Source organism: Apibacter raozihei, assembly GCF_004014855.1.
Taxonomy (GTDB): domain Bacteria; phylum Bacteroidota; class Bacteroidia; order Flavobacteriales; family Weeksellaceae; genus Apibacter; species Apibacter raozihei.
On record NZ_CP034930.1, the window covers coordinates 475,672 to 494,204 of the forward strand.

Below are 18,533 nucleotides of genomic sequence, written 5' to 3' on the forward strand. Positions count from 1 at the left end.
GATTATTTACACTACTTTTTTACTTGACATTTAATTGTTCACTTATCTTTCCAAACCTTCGTTCTCTAGATTGATAAAATTTTATTGCTTTTAAAAATTCTTCTTTATTAAAATCAGGCCATAATACCTCAGTAAAATATAGCTCGGCATACGCTATCTGCCACAATAAAAAATTACTGATTCTTTGTTCTCCGCTGGTTCTGATTAAAAGATCTACATCAGGAATATCTTTCGTATACAAATGATTCTGAAGTAATTGCTCATTAATTTCTTCGAGAGACAACTCATTGTTAATCACTTTTGAAGTGATATTTTTAACAGCGTCAACAATTTCTTCTTTAGAACCATAGCTTAAAGCCAATACTAAAGTACCTGAAGTATTTTCCTTTGTATCTTCTATAAGCTTTTCCAGCTCTTTTCTGGCTTCTTTGGGTAGTTTTTCTATATTCCCTATAACCTTAACCCTTACTCCTTTTTCTCTGAGTTTATTGGTTTCCTTTTTTATTGTACCAATAAGAAGATTCATTAGTAGGGAGATTTCTAATGGAGGTCTTTTCCAGTTTTCGGTGGAAAATGTATATAGTGTGAGATAAGGAATATCATTTTCATTACAAAACTCAATGGCATCTCTAACCGCCTTGATAGCGTTCTGATGACCAAAAGTTCTCATCATCCCTTTTTTCTTTGCCCACCGACCATTACCATCCATAATAATAGCTACATGCTGAGGCAGTTTTTCCTTATCTATTACAATCTCTTTAGACATTTATAAATATTTAATAACAATAACAAGGTGGTCTTCCGAAAGTATATGTAATATTAAATCCCCAAATCAGATACCAGTCATTACTTTTAAATGTATTTCCGGTTTGATGCCTTCCTATAATTTCGGCATTCCTTTTTCCAATTTCGCTCTCATAAGCAGGCTCATTGAGCAAAGGACTTGTGTTAATTTCAAATTTATTAGTTTCAATTGCACTGTAATCCAGATTGTCCTGCAAGGTATATCTAGCTCCTACTTCAAACGAAACTAACCAGTTATAATTAAACTTAAATTTATACCCTACTCCAAAAGGAATACTAAAATCAAAGCGATTACTTTTTTTCGTATCTACAATAGTTTGAAAATCCGTTGGAGAAACAGGAGTTCTCGGAGAACCGTCTGCGTTATAATAGGTATCATGATTTATTTTAAAATCCAAATCGTTGGAAGCGTACGCAGCTATTCCTCCAAAAATATAAGGAGAAGATCCGGAACGTTTTATATCATTTATATCGAAGAAATAATATTCAAATACAGCAGAAGCTTCAATTATTGTATTATCACCGGCTAAACCACGAGTATACCTGTAATCTTCACTAGCTTCATAGTCGTCGAAAAACACACGATTGTATATAAGATTAAAGCGGAGACTTTGCCTGTTATTTAAATTTAAACGATAAAGCGCACCTATAGAAATAGGTAAACGTTCCATATCCATGGGAAATAATTCTATATAATTAGATTTACCTATATCGCCTATTATATTAGCCTTACCTATAGAAATTCCTATCTCATGCTTTTGAGCAAACAAAAGCATAAGGCAACTGGTTATTATAAAGGTTGCTAATAAGAAATATTTTCTCATATTTAGTTTTAATTATTTTACAATAATTATGTTTAACGGAAAACACGTATATTTTGTTGCATCAATATAAGTATTTTGTCCGATTTTCAGACGACAAATATAATAATTCTTTTTGGGTATGCAGGTTTTATTTCACATTTAACTTATTTTTATGAATGCATTTCAGATGTCTTACCTTTCTTGGAAAGACTTCGCATTTTTCTTAAAATAAATTTGATATTTAAAATTAAAATTTCTAAAAATTCACTATTTTTGACCTCTGAATGTCTAAAGTTACCGAACAAATTAAAACTCCTATTGCGGATGAGATGAAACTCTTCGAGAAGCGATTCTACGAGTCTATGAAGAGCAAAGTCCCCCTTTTAGATAGAATCACTCATTTTATAGTTAGAAGAAAAGGAAAGCAAATGCGTCCGATGTTTGTTTTTCTAACAGCTAAACTTTCAGGGAAAATTACAGACAAAACTTATCGTGCGGCTTCATTGATAGAACTCATCCATACGGCTACGTTGGTTCATGATGATGTTGTAGATGAAAGTTATATGAGAAGAGGTTTTTTCTCAATCAATGCTTTATGGAAAAATAAAATTGCCGTTTTAGTAGGTGATTATCTTTTATCCAAAAGTGTTTTATTAGCTACAGACAATCAGGATTTTGATCTACTTTCTATCATTTCCCGAGTAATAAGAGAAATGGCTGAAGGAGAATTACTTCAACTCGAGAAAAGCAGAAAATTAGATATTACAGAAGAAATTTATTTTGAGATTATACGCCAAAAAACAGCTGTATTGATTTCTGCCTGCTGTGAATCCGGAGCACGTTCTACTTATGCAGCTGATGAAGTAGCAGAAAAAATGAGTCTTTTTGGTGAGTATACGGGAATTGCTTTTCAGATTAAAGATGATTTGTTTGATTATACAAGTACCAATCTTATTGGTAAGCCTATAGGAATTGATATTCAGGAACGCAAAATGACCCTTCCGCTTATTTATGTTCTTAACACTACAACTCCTGACAAAAAGAAATGGTTAATAAATTCTATAAAAAATCATAATAAGAACAAAAAGCGCGTAGCTGAAATCATTGAATTTGTTAAACAAAACGGAGGACTGGAATATGCTAGGGCTGTTATGAATGACTTTAAACAAAAAGCGTTGGAAATCCTTCTTTCTTTTCCTAAAAATGAAAATAGAGATTCTCTTGAATTAATGCTTACTTATGTTATTGAAAGAAAAAATTAAATCTTCTTAATTAGTTATATTTATTCTGTTCTTATTTACTTTCAAATCATTTTAATAATTTTTATCATCTAAATTACTTTTGTATTTTTCTTATAAGTATTTATTAATAACATTATAATAAATCTTAGTATAAAGGAGATATTTGCGTCTAATATCAAGATTTAAAAGCATTAAAAATATTTAGATTATACTAAAATACCAATATTTTATTTTTTTTATTACATTTACTATCTGTTTGTTTTTATCAATTATTTTTAATAAAATTCACAAAATGACTACTAATAATCGTTTACTTTCATTGGATATTTTGAGGGGAATCACTATTGCCGGTATGATTCTCGTTAACAATCCGGGATCCTGGAACTTTGTTTATGCACCTCTAGGACATGCAGAATGGAATGGCCTTACTCCTACCGATCTCATATTTCCCTTTTTTATGTTTATCATGGGAGTATCCATGTATATTTCTCTTAAAAAACTAAATTTCAGTCATACTAATGATACTTTATATAAAATTCTAAAACGTTCGATTATTATTTTCATCATCGGGCTGGGAATAGCTTGGTTTTCATTATTTTGCAGAACTTATCAACAAACTGATAATTTACCATTTATAGATCGTTTTTTAAATTCCCTTTTGAATTTTGATAAAATACGAATTCTTGGTGTATTGCAACGCTTAGCTTTATCTTATTGTTTTGCCTCTCTCCTTGTAATCTTTATACGTCATAAGTATATTCCATATATAGTAGGTTCAACCTTAATTGTGTATTTCTTGATTTTATACTTTGGAGACGGTTTTGATAAAAGCGAAAATAATATTGTATCTGTGATAGATAGGGCTATTTTAGGTGTAAACCATATGTATAAAGATGCAGGTCTGGCTATTGATCCGGAAGGTATATTAAGTACTATTCCTTCAGTCTGTCAAGTACTCATAGGTTTTTATTGTGGAAAAATTATGCTTAACAGTAAAGATAATTATTCCCGGATAGTCAACTTATTTATTGTTGGAACTCTTCTCACATTTACAGGTTTTTTACTAAGTTACGGTTGTCCTATCAATAAAAAAATATGGTCTCCTACCTTTGTATTAGTATCCTGCGGAATGGCTTCCAGTTTTTTAGCTTTGTTAATATGGATTATTGATATACATGGATACCATAAATGGACATTCTACTTTAAATCCTTTGGAGTAAATCCTCTGTTTATTTTTGTTATGGCTGGAATCTTATCTACCATACTTAGAGTTATTTCTTTCTCTTCCGATTCGGAAAGCATTAATTTACATGGTTTTATATATTCTGATATCTTACAACCTATTTTTGGAAACTATCCGGGCTCTCTGATATTTGCCATAAGTTTTATGACCTTATGCTGGTTGATCGGCTATATATTGTATAGAAGAAAGATTTTTATAAAAGTTTAATATTATTCAATGATTAATTTGTATTTATCTAAAAGACCTTTAATATCATTAATTGAAAATTTAGAATTTTTCAGTTTATTACGTTCGGGATCTAAAGAAAAATTATAAGCAGTTCTAAAATCAGAAGTTTCCAGATTATTTTCCTGAAAAACAGCTCCCATCAGATCTGATTTTTCGAAAGTTGCCTGAGGAAGATCTGATTCAATAAATTCTACTTCGTGAAGACTACAATTTATAAATTTTATTTTTTTCATTTTAATCTTATAAAAAGAGCTGAAATTAAGTATTGAATTTTCAAATGTAAAGTATAAGAGAAAAGGATTACAGTTTTCAAAATGTAAACCCAGCAGTTTGCAATTTTTAAAACTAACTTTTTGTAATGACGTATTATTTAATTTTGCCATGCTTATATCGCAATTTTCAAACTTACAATCTATAAAATTGTATCCGGAAATATCCACTTCTGAAAAATTACAATTGGTAAAAGAGCAATTTTCATAATCTCCTATAATAAATTTATCCACTAATAAATCCTCTCCTTTAAAATCCTGGTCACGTATATACAGAGTATTCATTTTTTATTTATATTAAACATTTCTAATTATTGAAATAAACTTTTATCTAATTAAGCATAAATTAATTACAAAGACTTCGATCTACATAGATTTTATTGCCTTTGCTATTTATATAATAACAACCTCCCCTTGGCCCTCTAATATATTGTTTTTCAGATTTTTTTTAGATTTATTGCTCTTTATAGATTTATTAGGTTGATATATAGTCCCTTTTTGTTTCTCTTTACCGTTTATACCAGATATTCTTTTTACTTTCTTTGTGTTTATTGAACTTAAAACATTCTGTTCATTTTGTGGAACTAACTTTATTTGCTGTAATTTTTTTCTTGATTGAAATCTACTTTCTCCTCATTTTTTTGTTCCTGAACAAAAAAACTACCTTCATTTACCAATGACTTTTGTTTTTTAAGTGTATTACTATCCTCTATTTTTCCATTAAAAATTATCGATAAAATACCCGAGAACAAAACAATTTCATATTTCAAAAACCTGCTTAATTTAAAACCTAATAAATTCTCAATACACCTTCTAATTATAGGAAAACAAATTAATCCTCCTTTTAAAATAATTATGCATAAGAAACTATATTTTTGTTCATGTTTGAATATCAAAACTGATGATAAAGTCAGAAAAATCCCTATTAGGCATCGTATACTTATCATTATAACCCTTACCACATCTTAATATTTAATATAAAGATACGGTAATTCACCCTAATATAATATAATTATAAAATTTTACGTGCGTTATTTAACTTTATTTTCTAATAATAAATAAAAAGCATATTCCAAAGCTACTTCTTTGAGCGATTCAAATCTTCCGCTGGCTCCTCCATGTCCAGCATCCATATTGGTTTCCAAAAGTAAAAGATTGGAATCAGTTTTAAGTTCTCTTAATTTGGCAACCCACTTAACCGGTTCCCAATATTGCACCTGAGAATCATGTAGCCCTGTAGTGACCAGCATGTTAGGGTATTCTTTAGCTTCTACATTATCATAGGGGGAATAGGATTTCATGTACTCATAATATTCTTTATCGTTAGGATTTCCCCATTCATCGTATTCTCCTGTAGTCAGAGGAATGCTATCATCTAACATGGTAGTTACCACATCTACAAAGGGTACATCTGCCACTACCCCGTTAAACAACTCAGGAGCATAATTTACAACAGCCCCCATCAATAATCCGCCGGCACTTCCTCCATTAGCATATAAATGCTGGGCTGAGGTGTAACCTTCATCAATTAAATACGAAGCACAATCTATAAAATCAAAAAAAGTATTTTTCTTTTTTAACATCTTCCCATTTTCATACCAGGGTCTTCCTAAATCCTCTCCTCCCCTCACATGAGCAATAGCATAGATAAACCCTCTATCCAGCAAAGACAAACGAAGAGAACTAAATGTAGGATCCATAGAATATCCATACGAACCGTAAGCGTATAAAAGCAATGGAGTTTCTTTGGATAGCGGTGTATTTTTATTTTTAACCAGAGATACAGGTATCTTTACTCCGTCTCTTGAAGTAGCCCAAAGTCTGTGAGTTTCGTAATTGTTTTTATCGAATCCTCCTAAAACCTCCTGCTCTTTTAAAATGGTTTTTTCCCGGGTTTCCATATCAAAATCAATATCACTCCAGGGGGTTGTCAGGGAAGTATATCTGTATCTAAGAATCTGGGTATCAAAATCTCTGTTTACCGATATTCCTGCTGTATAAACTTCTTCTCCGAAAGGAAGTAAATAATTTGAAGACTGATCCCAACGGGTTACTTTTATCTGGGTAAGACCATTGCTTCTTTCCTCTACTACCAGATACTTTTTAAAGAGCTCAAACCCTTCTAGTAATACTTCTTTATTATGTGGAATTACTTCTATCCAATTTTCTTTAGAAGTCTTATCTACCGGCGTTTTCATTAATTTGAAATTGAAAGCCTGATCTTTATTGGTGAGTATATAAAAATTATTTTCAAAATGATCGAAAGAATACTCCAAATTCCTTTGTCTTTTCTGAAAAATTTTCCATTCACCACCGGGATTTGAAGCGGAGATGAAACGATATTCATCGGATACCGTACTTCCGGACGATATCACCAGATACTCCATCGATTTGGTTTTACTAACATATACCGTAAAGGTTTCATCCGTTTCATGATAGATCTCAACATCTTCATTCTGGGCAGTTCCTACAACGTGTTTATATACCTTGTCAGATCTTAAGGTTTCAGAATCCTGAACACTATAAAACAAAGTTTTATTATCATTTGCCCAAACGACATTTCCGGTCGTATTTTCCAGTCGATCGGCCAGTATTTCTCCCGTTAACAGATTCTTTATCTGTATAGTATATATTCTTCTCCCTACAGTGTCTGTTGAAAAACATGCCCATTGATTATCCGGACTGATACTAATTCCTCCCAGCTGATAAAATTTATACCCGGAAGCCATCTGATTCACATCAAACATAAGTTGTTCCGGTGCATTTAAATTATCTTTTTTTCTTATATACAGAGGATATTCTCCTCCCTTCACAAACTGTGTAAGGTACCAATATCCGTTAAATTTGTAAGGCGCAGATTCGTCCTCTTCTTTTATTCTGCTTTTCATTTCTGCAAAGAGATCGTTCTGCAATTTTTGAGTGGATTGCATTTGCTCTTGGGTATAAGCATTCTCCTGTTCTAAATATTTTATTACTTCCGGATTTTCTCTATCGTTAAGCCAATAATAATTATCAATTCTCGTATCATTGTGAATGGATAATGTTTTAGGGATCTTTTTTACTTTAGGTGCCTCCATCTTTTTTGTTTCTTGTTTATTCTGCGCTTCAAAATTAAGTGGAAATAAAAACAAAGACAACAATATCAGAGTTTTTATTTGAACTAAAAAGCATCTTTTAACCAGTAATAGTTTATATATCATACTAATTTGTATCTTATTTATACCAGCTAAATATAACTATTTTTTTGATCCTGAATTGATAATAAAAACAGATACGATATTACTTAAATAAAAAAACCGGCAAATTGCCGGTTTTTTAAACTATAAATGATTGGTTACTTTTTTATTACTTTTTTGTTCACTACCTGCCCTTGAGCTTGTACTTGTACCACGTACACCCCTGAAGGCTGATTTTGTATATTCACATCCACTTCGGTGCTATTAGCAAACATTTGGCTATGAATTACTGTTCCGTTGATGTTCACAACATTAAGTTTTCCTTCCGTGACACCTGTAAGCAGTACTTTAAATAAGCCTGACGTTGGATTCGGGGTAATTTTTATTTGAGACTCGGTTAGTGTTGAAGTTTGAGCTTCTACTGACTGAGCTTCTACACAATTACGTCTTACGGAAGAATTTACCGGTGTGTTGGCTATGGATTCTTCTGTAAATCTCGGTTGGTCTTTTGCACATCGTACTGGCATGGCTGTTCTAGGTTGTTCATTCTCTCCTACATCAATTTTTTCTGAACTTCGTTTGTAGTGTAATGATAATGCGTAATTTCTTATACCATTTATCATACTAGCTGACCAAAGTCCTCCGACGTCCCCTGGTTCTAATACTCCGGTACCTTCCTTTGAACCTCTATTAGGATAAGCCCTATACCCTGTAAAAGGTAATTGACCTAAACCTGGGACTGAGACTCCTCTATTCGCAATAATAACGCCTTTATAACCTTTAGTAATAATACTTTTTATATCTACATTCTCTTTTTTCCATGGGGAATTTTCACTCATACTAAAACCATGATCAGGTACTCTCCATCCTTCCGGACAAGGGTCAAAAGGAGATTTTTTAGTAGCATGCCCCCATAAAGTAGGATCTTTTTCAGGCAACCAGTTAGCTTGAATATTTTTATCCCCAATAACATAATATCCAGGGCCAAACATGACGGTTAAAGGATTTTCTACTGATCTTTTCATAACCGATCGGTTTGAATCTCCTTCCCTGAACATATCTCTATAACTTACATCATATATTTCATATTCAGTTATACCTAATTCATGCCAGTAAGCATTATTACTATTTCCCTTGAATATAGAGTAATTACCAAGCCAAGGACTATCTTCGTAGGTAAAAAAAGATGGTAAGGGATCTTTTCTCCCCCATTGATACAACATACCTCCAGTGTGTCTATATACGTTGGGATCTGAAGAAGCTATATCAAATTCCAGGGCTCCCAGATTTCTATCCATAAACTCCGTTGTTAACGGAGGATAAAAACTCTCCGTATTATACGCTAGTTGTTCGAAGTTAAGCTTGCCTGACCCAAATTTCTCCTCTGTAGTATAGGTAACCGAATTTTGAACCGGGCTATTATTAGGTACCCAGATATGCCAACTCCAAAGTATTTTGTCATTAGAGTTACCATTTACTCCGGAGTGAAGGGATACAACAGCATTACCCGATTTGTTTGGATTTACCGTTACTTTAATGGTCGCATTTTCATTCGTTCCTTCTAACACAGGTTTTTTCAACAAATTGGTATCTGTGGTCCAATATATATTCACTGATAATTTTGCCTCTTTATCCGGCCATTCATAATCGGTCAGATATTGGTTATACATAGCATATGCTTTGTTTACCGGTATATGAATGGTTTGGGCATTTTCTTCTTTCACAACCATATAACTGTTCGGATTATTAATTCCTTCGATATATTCAAGCAGATCGGGTGCTAAATATTGGGTTGGATAACTACCAATTTCGGATATACGGGTATCAATTACGCAACGAACCGCTTGTCCTGAATAAGTTGAATTTGCATTCGCAGTCTGAATTTGAAAGAAACCTTTATTTTCATTCTGACTTGCGTCTGATATTATTCGTAAACCAAGTCCTCTTCCATCAATTTCTCTTAGTTCGTTTTTGTACGCCTGAGTAGCTCCCCATAAATATGTTTCTGAAGCTTGATCTTCGTAAACAATAGCACCGTTTGCATATTTTCGATAATGCCCGGTAAGGGATAACTGACCTAATGGATAATTACCTTTTCCGGCTTTAAAATCCATCCCTAATCCCGGATATATTTTTACCGATGGATATCGCGCCCTTACGTATTCACTGCTCAAGTCTTCTTCTTTCGCTCCCAATAGTTCAGTAATTCCCAGCTTATATCCGTTACCCCAAGGCAAGTAAGATGGAAGTTTTGGAACGTCTACATTTACCGAATAGGCAAAGGATGGGACCCTCCAGCCTGACGGACACGGATCAAAAGAAGATTTAAGTGCTGGTTTATAAGTTACCAATCCTGTTTTCGCCTGATTGTTATCTCCCCACAAATCTGCTCGTACTCCTACTCCTGAAAACCAATTTAATAGGCTTTCATGACCATTTTCATTTGGATCGCTTTTAAATATTCTCAGTGGATTCTGAGTTGCATACTGGATATTTTTATTTATATCGGTACCTCCCGGTTTTATAACCGAAAAATTATGCAACTCATTTTGAATTTTACCAAATGGGAATGTACTTATTATTGGAAAGGTGTTATCTATATATCTCATAACAGGAAGAGGATCTTTTCTTCCCCATTGGTACATCAATCCTCCGGAACGATTCCAATCATGCCCTAAAAACGAATTAGACAAGGCTCCCAGGTTACGATCCATAAAGGTATTTGTCATTTCTCCGTTTTGATTGTTTATATACGTCTTTCCCTGGGTAGGATTATCGGTTACCCATACATGCCAGCTCCAATAAACCGGATCTTTTAAAGGATCGCCTGTTGTTCCTACATGTAAGGCTACTACGGCATTCCCTTTTCCTTTTACTCGATTAATCATTACCTTTATTTTGGAATCCTTAGCATTCTGGTCTACAGATACCGAACGTATCAATCCCTCAATATCTTCCCAATATACGGAAGCTGAAAGAGTTCCTTTCGGAATGCCTTTTCCTTCCAAATATTCATTGGTTTCCCACATGGCATAAGCTTTTGCCACGGGGATTTCCAATCCTCCATAGTTATTCGCTTTCGCTGCATCCACATCATAGATGTAACTATTAGGTGCATTCACCTGAGGATCTTTTATAATTTCCGGCCCTGCTAAACAAAGATCCGTTTCAACCGATACTTTAAAATCCTTCCACTGGCTGGCCTGATTATACTTCTTAAGAGTATTTTTCGGTACGGATAATTCAACTTTTGAAAAGTTTATTCCTTTAAATACTTCCGTTCCTAATTGTGGAGGAGTTATAGCACAGATTGAAAGTTTCTCCAATTCACCGCACTCCATAAATGCCCCTGTTTCTATTATTTTTAATGATGACGGCAGATAAATTTCTTTAATTGAAGAATATTTAAATGCTTGGTTGCTTATTTTCTCCAGTCCATTTGGTAAAACTACTTCTCCTTTGAATTGAATAAAGGCTACTGGAGATAAAACTTTTAAATTCAAGGGTAAGATAACTTTACTTGTGTTATTTGTAAAGGCTCCTCCATTCCACCCTCTTAAAAAGTTTTCCAACCGGGAATTTTTTGAAAAATCAAGTACGTTCTCTTCTAACTGAATGTTTGAAAACGCTAGATTATCTATGGTCTCTAAGGAACTGACCTTAGAAAAGTCTAATCGACGTGTCTTCATACTTTCAAAAGCAGAATAACCAATCTTTTTTACACTACTGGGGATGCGTAATTCTGTTGATGGTGCTGAAAGTTTAAATGATTCATTTCCTAATTCTTCTAATCCTTCTGGCAAAACTGCCTCTCCTTTGAATTGAATAAAGGTTGCTGGAGATAAAACTTTTAAATTCAAGGGTAAAATAACTTTACTTGTGTTATTTGTAAAGGCTCCTCCATTCCACCCTCTTAAAAAGTTTACCAACCGGGAATTTTCTGAAAAATCAAGTACGTTCTCTTCTAACTGAATGTTTGAAAACGCTAGATTATCTATGGTCTCTAAGGAACTGACCTTAGTAAAGTCTAATCGACGTGTCTTCATACTTTCAAAAGCAGAATAACCAATCTTTTTTACACTACTGGGGATGCGTAATTCTGTTGATGGTGCTGAAAGTTTAAATGATTCATTTCCTAATTCTTCTAATCCTTCTGGTAAAACTGCCTCTCCTTTGAATTGAATAAAGGCTACTGGAGATAAAACTTTTAAATTCAAGGGTAAGATAACTTTACTTGTGTTATTTGTAAAGGCTCCTCCATTCCACCCTCTTAAAAAGTTTATCAGCCGAGAATTTTCTGAAAAATCAAGTACGTTCTCTTCTAACTGAATGTTTGAAAACGCTAGATTATCTATGGTCTCTAAGGAACTGACCTTAGTAAAGTCTAATCGACGTGTCTTCATACTTTCAAAAGCAGAATAACCAATCTTTTTTACACTACTGGGGATGCGTAATTCTATTGATGGTGCTGAAAGTTTAAATGATTCATTTCCTAATTCTTCTAATCCTTCTGGTAAAACTGCCTCTCCTTTGAATTGAATAAAGGTTGCTGGAGATAAAACTTTTAAATTCAAGGGTAAAATAACTTTACTTGTGTTATTTGTAAAGGCTCCTCCATTCCACCCTCTTAAAAAGTTTACCAACCGGGAATTTTTTGAAAAATCAAGTACGTTCTCTTCTAACTGAATGTTTGAAAACGCTAGATTATCTATGGTCTCTAAATTTACTAAATGATTAAAATCCAATTTGAATACTTTGCTTGCGTAAAATGCATAAGATGAGATAATCTTTAAAGATTTTGGTAAAACAATTTCATTTAAAGTTATCCCACTAAATGCTTCACGAGGTAGAATATTATCTACTAAATTAACGTGTAACAAATTTAAATTCTTTAGCGCATTCATTTGACGAATGGTCAAAAAATCTGCACTATTAAGGGTGCCTGTAAGGCTTAAATTGATTATCTTGGCCTTGTCTGTTCCTACCAGCTGGGATAGGGTTCCGGGTGTTGTCACTTCGTAGTTCTTACTGAGCTGCCCCCATGAAAGAGAAAAGCATAGAAAGAAACACAAAAGCGATAAATAATAGCTTTGTTTCATATAATATAACTTAATGTGATTTCTTACTTTTGATTAAAACCGACTTTTGATTTTTTTACTATTCTAATGTGTTTTTTTAAGAATAAAAAAGGTAAGAGCAAAATATAACAGACAGTATAAATTCATATATTTATAGTTATTTTTTATACAATATTAATAAATATTCATTATTAATTCAAACATAAATGAGACAATAATCAGTATTTGATTATATACAAAACAGGTTTTCAATGAACTAACCCTAAAAAAAAACCGGCAAATTGCCGGTTTTTTAAACTATAAATGATTGGTTACTTTTTTATTACTTTTTTGTTCACTACCTGCCCTTGAGCTTGTACTTGTACCATGTACACTCCCGAAGGCTGATTTTGTATATTCACATCCACTTCGGTGCTATTAGCAAACATTTTGCTATGAATTACTGTTCCGTTGATGTTCACCACACTAAGTTTTCCTTCCGTTACACCTGTAAGCAGTACTTTAAATAAGCCTGAAGTAGGATTCGGGGTAATTTTTATTTGAGACTCGGTTAGCGTTGTAGTTTGAGCTTCTACTGACTGAACTTCTACATAATTACGGCTTGATAATCGATTAATTGGTGATTTTTTTATTAACTCTTTATTAAATCTTATTTCGTCTTTAGCACATCTTATTGGTAGGCCCGTTCTTGGTCTGACTAAATTTGAAGGGTCTACCCCATCATTTCCAGTACCAAAAGCCATTGCTAAAGGTTCTAGAGATCGTTGGCTACTTCCATACATAGATGCAGACCAATTTTGACCATAAATTAGTAGTCCATCCAAAAATATAGGTCTATCTTTCTCTATTCCTCTACCTCCGTCTGAAGGAAAATGTCCTAAATTATACTCTTCAGATGTAAGTACTACACCTACTGTTCCTGCACGATTAGATATTAATCTTCCGGATAAAGCTTCCAAAGACTTGTTTTGTGGAATAATGTCAAAATCCCATAAATTGTCTTTATTCTTTTTCCATAATCCCATTCCTTCTTTATACCAAGGAGAACCATAAACTCCGGCACTTGAAAAATCCGGCACCCTCCATCCTTCAGGACAGGGATCAAATGGAGACTTAGAATCGGCATGTCCCCATAAATTTGGAACTATTTCTGGTAACCAACTATACGTATTTCCTCTGGATATATGTAAAAATGGATTTCTTACTGATTTGAGTAATACATCTTGAACTTTTGTATCTGCAGAAAATAAGGCATAATTATCATATTCAAGTGATGAGCTTACTACAGAATTATATTGTTGCTTTTTTAAATTCGTAGTTCCTAAATAAATTCTATCATGCTCCCCCCAAAAACCACCACTTAATGGTATAAATAAAGGCGTAGGATCTTTTCTTCCCCATTGATAAAGCAAACCTCTTGTATTATCTATAACTTGAGAATTTTTAGACGAAACATCAAACTCTATGGCACCTAAATTTCTATCCATAAATGTTGTTGTTAATGGCACATTTCCTCCATAAGTGTTAAATGCTAAATATTCTTCATAATTTTTTGAAAATTTACTTTCTGTAGTATAGGTTATAGTTTGTATCTCATTATTCGATACCCAAATATGCCAACTCCATAATACAGGATCTTCAGAGGTTTCTTTATCTCCAGAATGTAGAGAAATAACTGCATTTCCCGATTTATTTGCATTTATTTTTACAGAAATAACTGCATTTTCATCAACGCCATTTACTTTTACCTCTTTAATTAACTGAGTATCTGTAGTCCAATTTACATTAGTAGATAATTTTCCAGATGGCCATTGATGGTCGGTCAAAAGTTGGTTATATACAGCAAAGGCTTTATTAACAGGTATGGATATCTCTTGCTCTGATACATTTTTCACCAACATATAACTGTTAGGATTTTTTAATCCCTCAGTGTACTCTTCAACATCATTTGAAATATAAGTTGTAGTAACTTCCATTGTAGGAAAATCTTCTTTCACACAACGAATAGCAGCAAGTCCTCCACTGTGTCCTTCAATATCTATGGTTCGTATTTGATATAGACCCTTTGAATTATTTTGAAGAAAATCTGCTATTATGGCAAGACCCGTAATACCTCCCCACATATTCATTGTTGAACTTGAAAGTGCAATTTCAGCACCTTGATCCTGATAAACCAATTTATTACCATAAAAGACATAATGTCCAGTAAGTGGCATAAGACCTAAATTATAATTTGGTATTCCACTAAAATCTATACCTAAACCAGGATAAATTTGTATTCCTTTATAATGTTCTTTGTATTTGGTTTCATAATCTTCATTTTGAAAATCTAGAATTGTCGGCATATTTTGCCCGCCCCAAGGAGAATTAGATGGAGTATTAATAAACATATGCGCATAAGCAGGAACTCTCCATCCAGCTGGACAAGGATCAAAAGAAGATTTAGTCTGCTGTTCAAATTTCAATCCCGGCATACGTTTTCCTCCCGTATTATCTGACCATAAATTAGGAGTTCTTTCATTTTTTGAGTAGAATTCCTCTAAGTTATTATGAAACCAGGTGGATCTTGCAGGCACAGTTTTTTTACCTCCCGAATTTACTACAATCTCAGACTCTAAAGGTGTATATATTGTAAAAGGGTTATTAATACTTTCCCGTATATTTTCAGATATAATATTCGAAGCCCTTTCTTTCTGGAAACCATCTATAGCTAGATAGTTCGCATTAGTTACTTCCCCAAAACGTAAAGAGTTTATTCTGACTGAGATTCCATCTTTATAAACCATAGCAGGAAAAGGATCTTTTCTTCCCCATTGGTACATTAATCCTGCTGAACGAGTCCAATCATTTCCTAAAAATGAATTGGATAACGCTCCTAGATTACGATCCATAAAGGTATTAACTAAATGCTCGTTGCTCCCTGGATTATTATCATAGGTTATTCCATTAGTAGGGTCATCGGTCACCCACACATGCCAGCTCCAGTATACCGGATCTTTTAAAGGATCTCCAGTTGCTCCTACATGTAAGGCTACTACGGCATTCCCTTTTCCTTTTGCCTGGTTAATCATTACCTTTATTTTGGAATCCTTAGCATTCTGGTCAACAGATACCGAACGTACCAGACCTTTAACATCCTCCCAATATATGGAAGCAGAAAGAGTTCCTTCAGGAATTCCTTTTCCTTCCAAATATTCATTAGTTTCCCACATGGCGTAGGCTTTTGCTACCGGTATTTCTAATCCTCCATAGTTATTTGCTTTCGCAGCATCCACATCATAGATGTAACTATTAGGTGCATTCACCTGAGGATCTTTTATAATTTCCGGCCCAGCAACACAAAGTTCGGTTTCTACCGATACAGTAAAATCCTTCCACTGGCTGGTCTGGTTATACTTTGTAAGAGTATTTTTCGGTACAGCCAACTGTGTTTTAGAAAAATCTATTCCATTAAAAACATTGCTCCCTAATTGAGGAGGATTTATAGCACAGATAGATAATTTCTCTAATTCTTTACATCCTGAAAAAGCACCTTCACCTATAGTCTGTATTGTGGATGGCAAGGATAATTCTTTAATAGTTGATTCTTTGAATACGAATTTACCTAATGATTCTAATTCAGAAGGAATTGATACTGAACCACTGAAGCTTCTAAATGTAACATTAGGAAGATATTTTAGATTTGAAGGCAAAAATACATCTGAAGAACAACCGGTAAAAACTCCAAATTCACCAAAATAATTAGTAAGAAAATTCGTTAATTTCGTGTTAGCTGAAAAATCCAACGTATTATTTCCCAACTGCATACCTTTAAAGGCTGAACCTCCAATGGTTGATAGGTTAGGACTTTTTGAGAAATCTAGTTTGGACATATTTGCTCTTAAAAATGCCTGTTCTCCTATAGTTTCCAATTCCAACGGAAGAGTTAAATCTCCTTTGAACTCGGTAAATAAAAGTCCTGGAATAGTCTTCAAATTTTTAGGAAGAATCACATGGCTGTTATTTCCAAAAAAAGCCCCTCGTTGTCCGTAATAATTATAACCAAAAACTGCTAATTTGTGATTTACTAAAAAATCTAATGTATTATTTTCTAAACGTATAGCCTCAAAAGCAGAGCCTCCAACAGTTGTTAAGTTGGAACTATAAGAAAAATCTAATTTAGACATACTTGCTTCCAAAAAGGCTTGTTCTCCTATAGTCGTAAGATTAGGGCTCTTGGAAAAATCCAGCACTGTCATTGTTGCCCCTCTAAAAGCTCGTGCTCCTATGGTTTCTAGTTCGGATGGTAAGGTTACACTTCCTTTAAAAAAAGAAAATGAGACTGCCGGAATTACTTTCATATTAGTAGGAAGAATTACATGGCTATCGTTACCTGCAAAGCTCCCTCGTTCTCCAAAATAATTTGTAAGAAAAGTTGTTAATTTTCTATTTGTTGAAAAATCCAATGTATTATTTTCTAATTTTATAGCCTCAAAAGCTGATCCTCCTATAGAAGTAAGGCTTGGACTATGTAAGAAATCTAATTTGGACATATTTGCTCTTAAAAATGCCTGAGTTCCTATGGTTTCTAATTCCAACGGAAGAGTTATACTCCCTTTAAAATCCGCGAATAAAAGTTCCGGAATTGATTTTAAATTTTTCGGTAATATTACATGGCTCGCGTTTCCATAAAAAGCTCCCCGTTGTCCAAAATAATTTCTTCCGAATGTATTTAATTTTTGGTTGACAGAAAAATCCAATGTGTTATTTACTAGCTTAATAGCCTCAAAAGCAGAGCCTCCAATGGTAGTTAGGTTGAGACTATTTGAGAAATCCAAATTTGACATACTTGCCCTTAAAAACGCCTGCTCTTCAATAGTTTCCAATTCCAACGGAAGAGTTATACTTCCTTTAAAATCAACAAATAAAAGTCCTGGGATCCTCTTCATATTTTTAGGAAGAATCACATGGCTGTTATTTCCATAAAAAGCTCCCCGTTGTCCAAAATAATTTCTTCCGAATGTATTTAATTTTTGATTGACAGAAAAATCCAATGTATTATTCCCTAACTTTATAGCTTCAAAAGCAGAGCCTCCTATAGAAGTAAGGTTCGGACTTTTTGAAAAATCCAGACTTTTCAGGGTAGCTCCCACAAAGGCTTGTTCGCCAATTGTGTAAACTGACTTAGGCAATGTAATCATATCCAATTTAATATAAGCCAATGCCCTTGTCGGGAAAATGTTATCTACTAAATCAGCATTTAGCATGTCTAAATTCTTTAATGCAGACATTTGACGAATAGTCTCAAAATCTACACTATTAAGGGTTCCTGTAAGGCTGAGATCAGTTATCTTAGCCTTATCCGTTCCTACCAGCTGGGATAGGGTTCCGGGTGTCGCTACTTCGTAGTTCTTACTAAGCTGCCCCCATGAAAGAGAAAAGCATAGAAAGAAACATAAAAGCGATAAATAATAGCTTTGTTTCATATAATATAATTTAATGTGATTTCTTACTTTTGATTAAAACCGACTTTTGATTTTTTATTATTCCAATGTGCATTTTTAGAATAAAAGAAGTAAAGGCAGAATTTGGCAGGCAGTTTAAATTCATATATTTACAGTTATTTTTTATACAATATTAGTAAAAATTAGGCATAAAACTATCAATTTTTAGATTTTATATTAAAGGTTTTACAAGTATTGTAGATAAAAA

9 protein-coding genes are annotated in these 18,533 nt (G+C 33.5%); 2 read left to right on the forward strand and 7 right to left on the reverse strand.

Translation table 11 applies throughout. From position 1 onward, the window contains the following. Positions 1 to 19: 19 nt before the first annotated feature. Both EOV51_RS02175 and porG read right to left on the reverse strand, forming a co-directional pair. Positions 20 to 766 carry an isoprenyl transferase gene (locus EOV51_RS02175; protein WP_128149425.1) on the reverse strand — a complete coding sequence of 249 codons (747 nt, stop codon included), beginning with the start codon at positions 764 to 766 and terminating at the stop codon, positions 20 to 22. 10 nt (positions 767 to 776) lie between these two features. Further along, complete coding sequence (gene porG, locus EOV51_RS02180; RefSeq protein WP_128149427.1) at positions 777 to 1,628, reverse strand: type IX secretion system protein PorG; 852 nt, start codon at positions 1,626 to 1,628, stop codon at positions 777 to 779. Between the two features lie 263 nt (positions 1,629 to 1,891). Between porG and EOV51_RS02185 the strand changes: the two genes are divergently transcribed. Together EOV51_RS02185 and EOV51_RS02190 are read left to right on the forward strand one after the other, a co-directional pair. After that, positions 1,892 to 2,869 (forward strand): polyprenyl synthetase family protein, encoded by a 978-nt coding sequence (locus EOV51_RS02185; protein WP_128149429.1) that lies wholly within the window; start codon positions 1,892 to 1,894, stop codon positions 2,867 to 2,869. A gap of 271 nt (positions 2,870 to 3,140) precedes the next feature. After that, complete coding sequence (locus EOV51_RS02190) at positions 3,141 to 4,298, forward strand: acyltransferase family protein (RefSeq protein ID WP_128149431.1); 1,158 nt, start codon at positions 3,141 to 3,143, stop codon at positions 4,296 to 4,298. Positions 4,299 to 4,300: 2 nt separating this feature from the next. Here EOV51_RS02190 and EOV51_RS02195 read toward each other — a convergent pair whose 3' ends face one another. The 5 genes from EOV51_RS02195 to EOV51_RS02215 form a co-directional block, all read right to left on the reverse strand. Then, positions 4,301 to 4,873 (reverse strand): pentapeptide repeat-containing protein, encoded by a 573-nt coding sequence (locus EOV51_RS02195; protein ID WP_128149433.1) that lies wholly within the window; start codon positions 4,871 to 4,873, stop codon positions 4,301 to 4,303. A gap of 305 nt (positions 4,874 to 5,178) precedes the next feature. After that, positions 5,179 to 5,358, reverse strand: a complete 180-nt coding sequence (locus EOV51_RS02200) for a hypothetical protein (RefSeq protein ID WP_128149435.1) — start codon at positions 5,356 to 5,358, stop codon at positions 5,179 to 5,181. Positions 5,359 to 5,619: 261 nt separating this feature from the next. Then, positions 5,620 to 7,788 carry a S9 family peptidase gene (locus EOV51_RS02205; RefSeq protein ID WP_394343661.1) on the reverse strand — a complete coding sequence of 723 codons (2,169 nt, stop codon included), beginning with the start codon at positions 7,786 to 7,788 and terminating at the stop codon, positions 5,620 to 5,622. A gap of 134 nt (positions 7,789 to 7,922) precedes the next feature. Next, positions 7,923 to 12,863 carry a leucine-rich repeat protein gene (locus EOV51_RS02210; RefSeq protein WP_128149437.1) on the reverse strand — a complete coding sequence of 1,647 codons (4,941 nt, stop codon included), beginning with the start codon at positions 12,861 to 12,863 and terminating at the stop codon, positions 7,923 to 7,925. Between the two features lie 290 nt (positions 12,864 to 13,153). Continuing rightward, the gene (locus EOV51_RS02215; RefSeq protein ID WP_128149438.1) at positions 13,154 to 18,307 is read right to left on the reverse strand and encodes a leucine-rich repeat domain-containing protein; all 5,154 of its coding nucleotides are present in this window, start codon (positions 18,305 to 18,307) and stop codon (positions 13,154 to 13,156) included. Between the last annotated feature and the right edge of the window lie 226 nt (positions 18,308 to 18,533).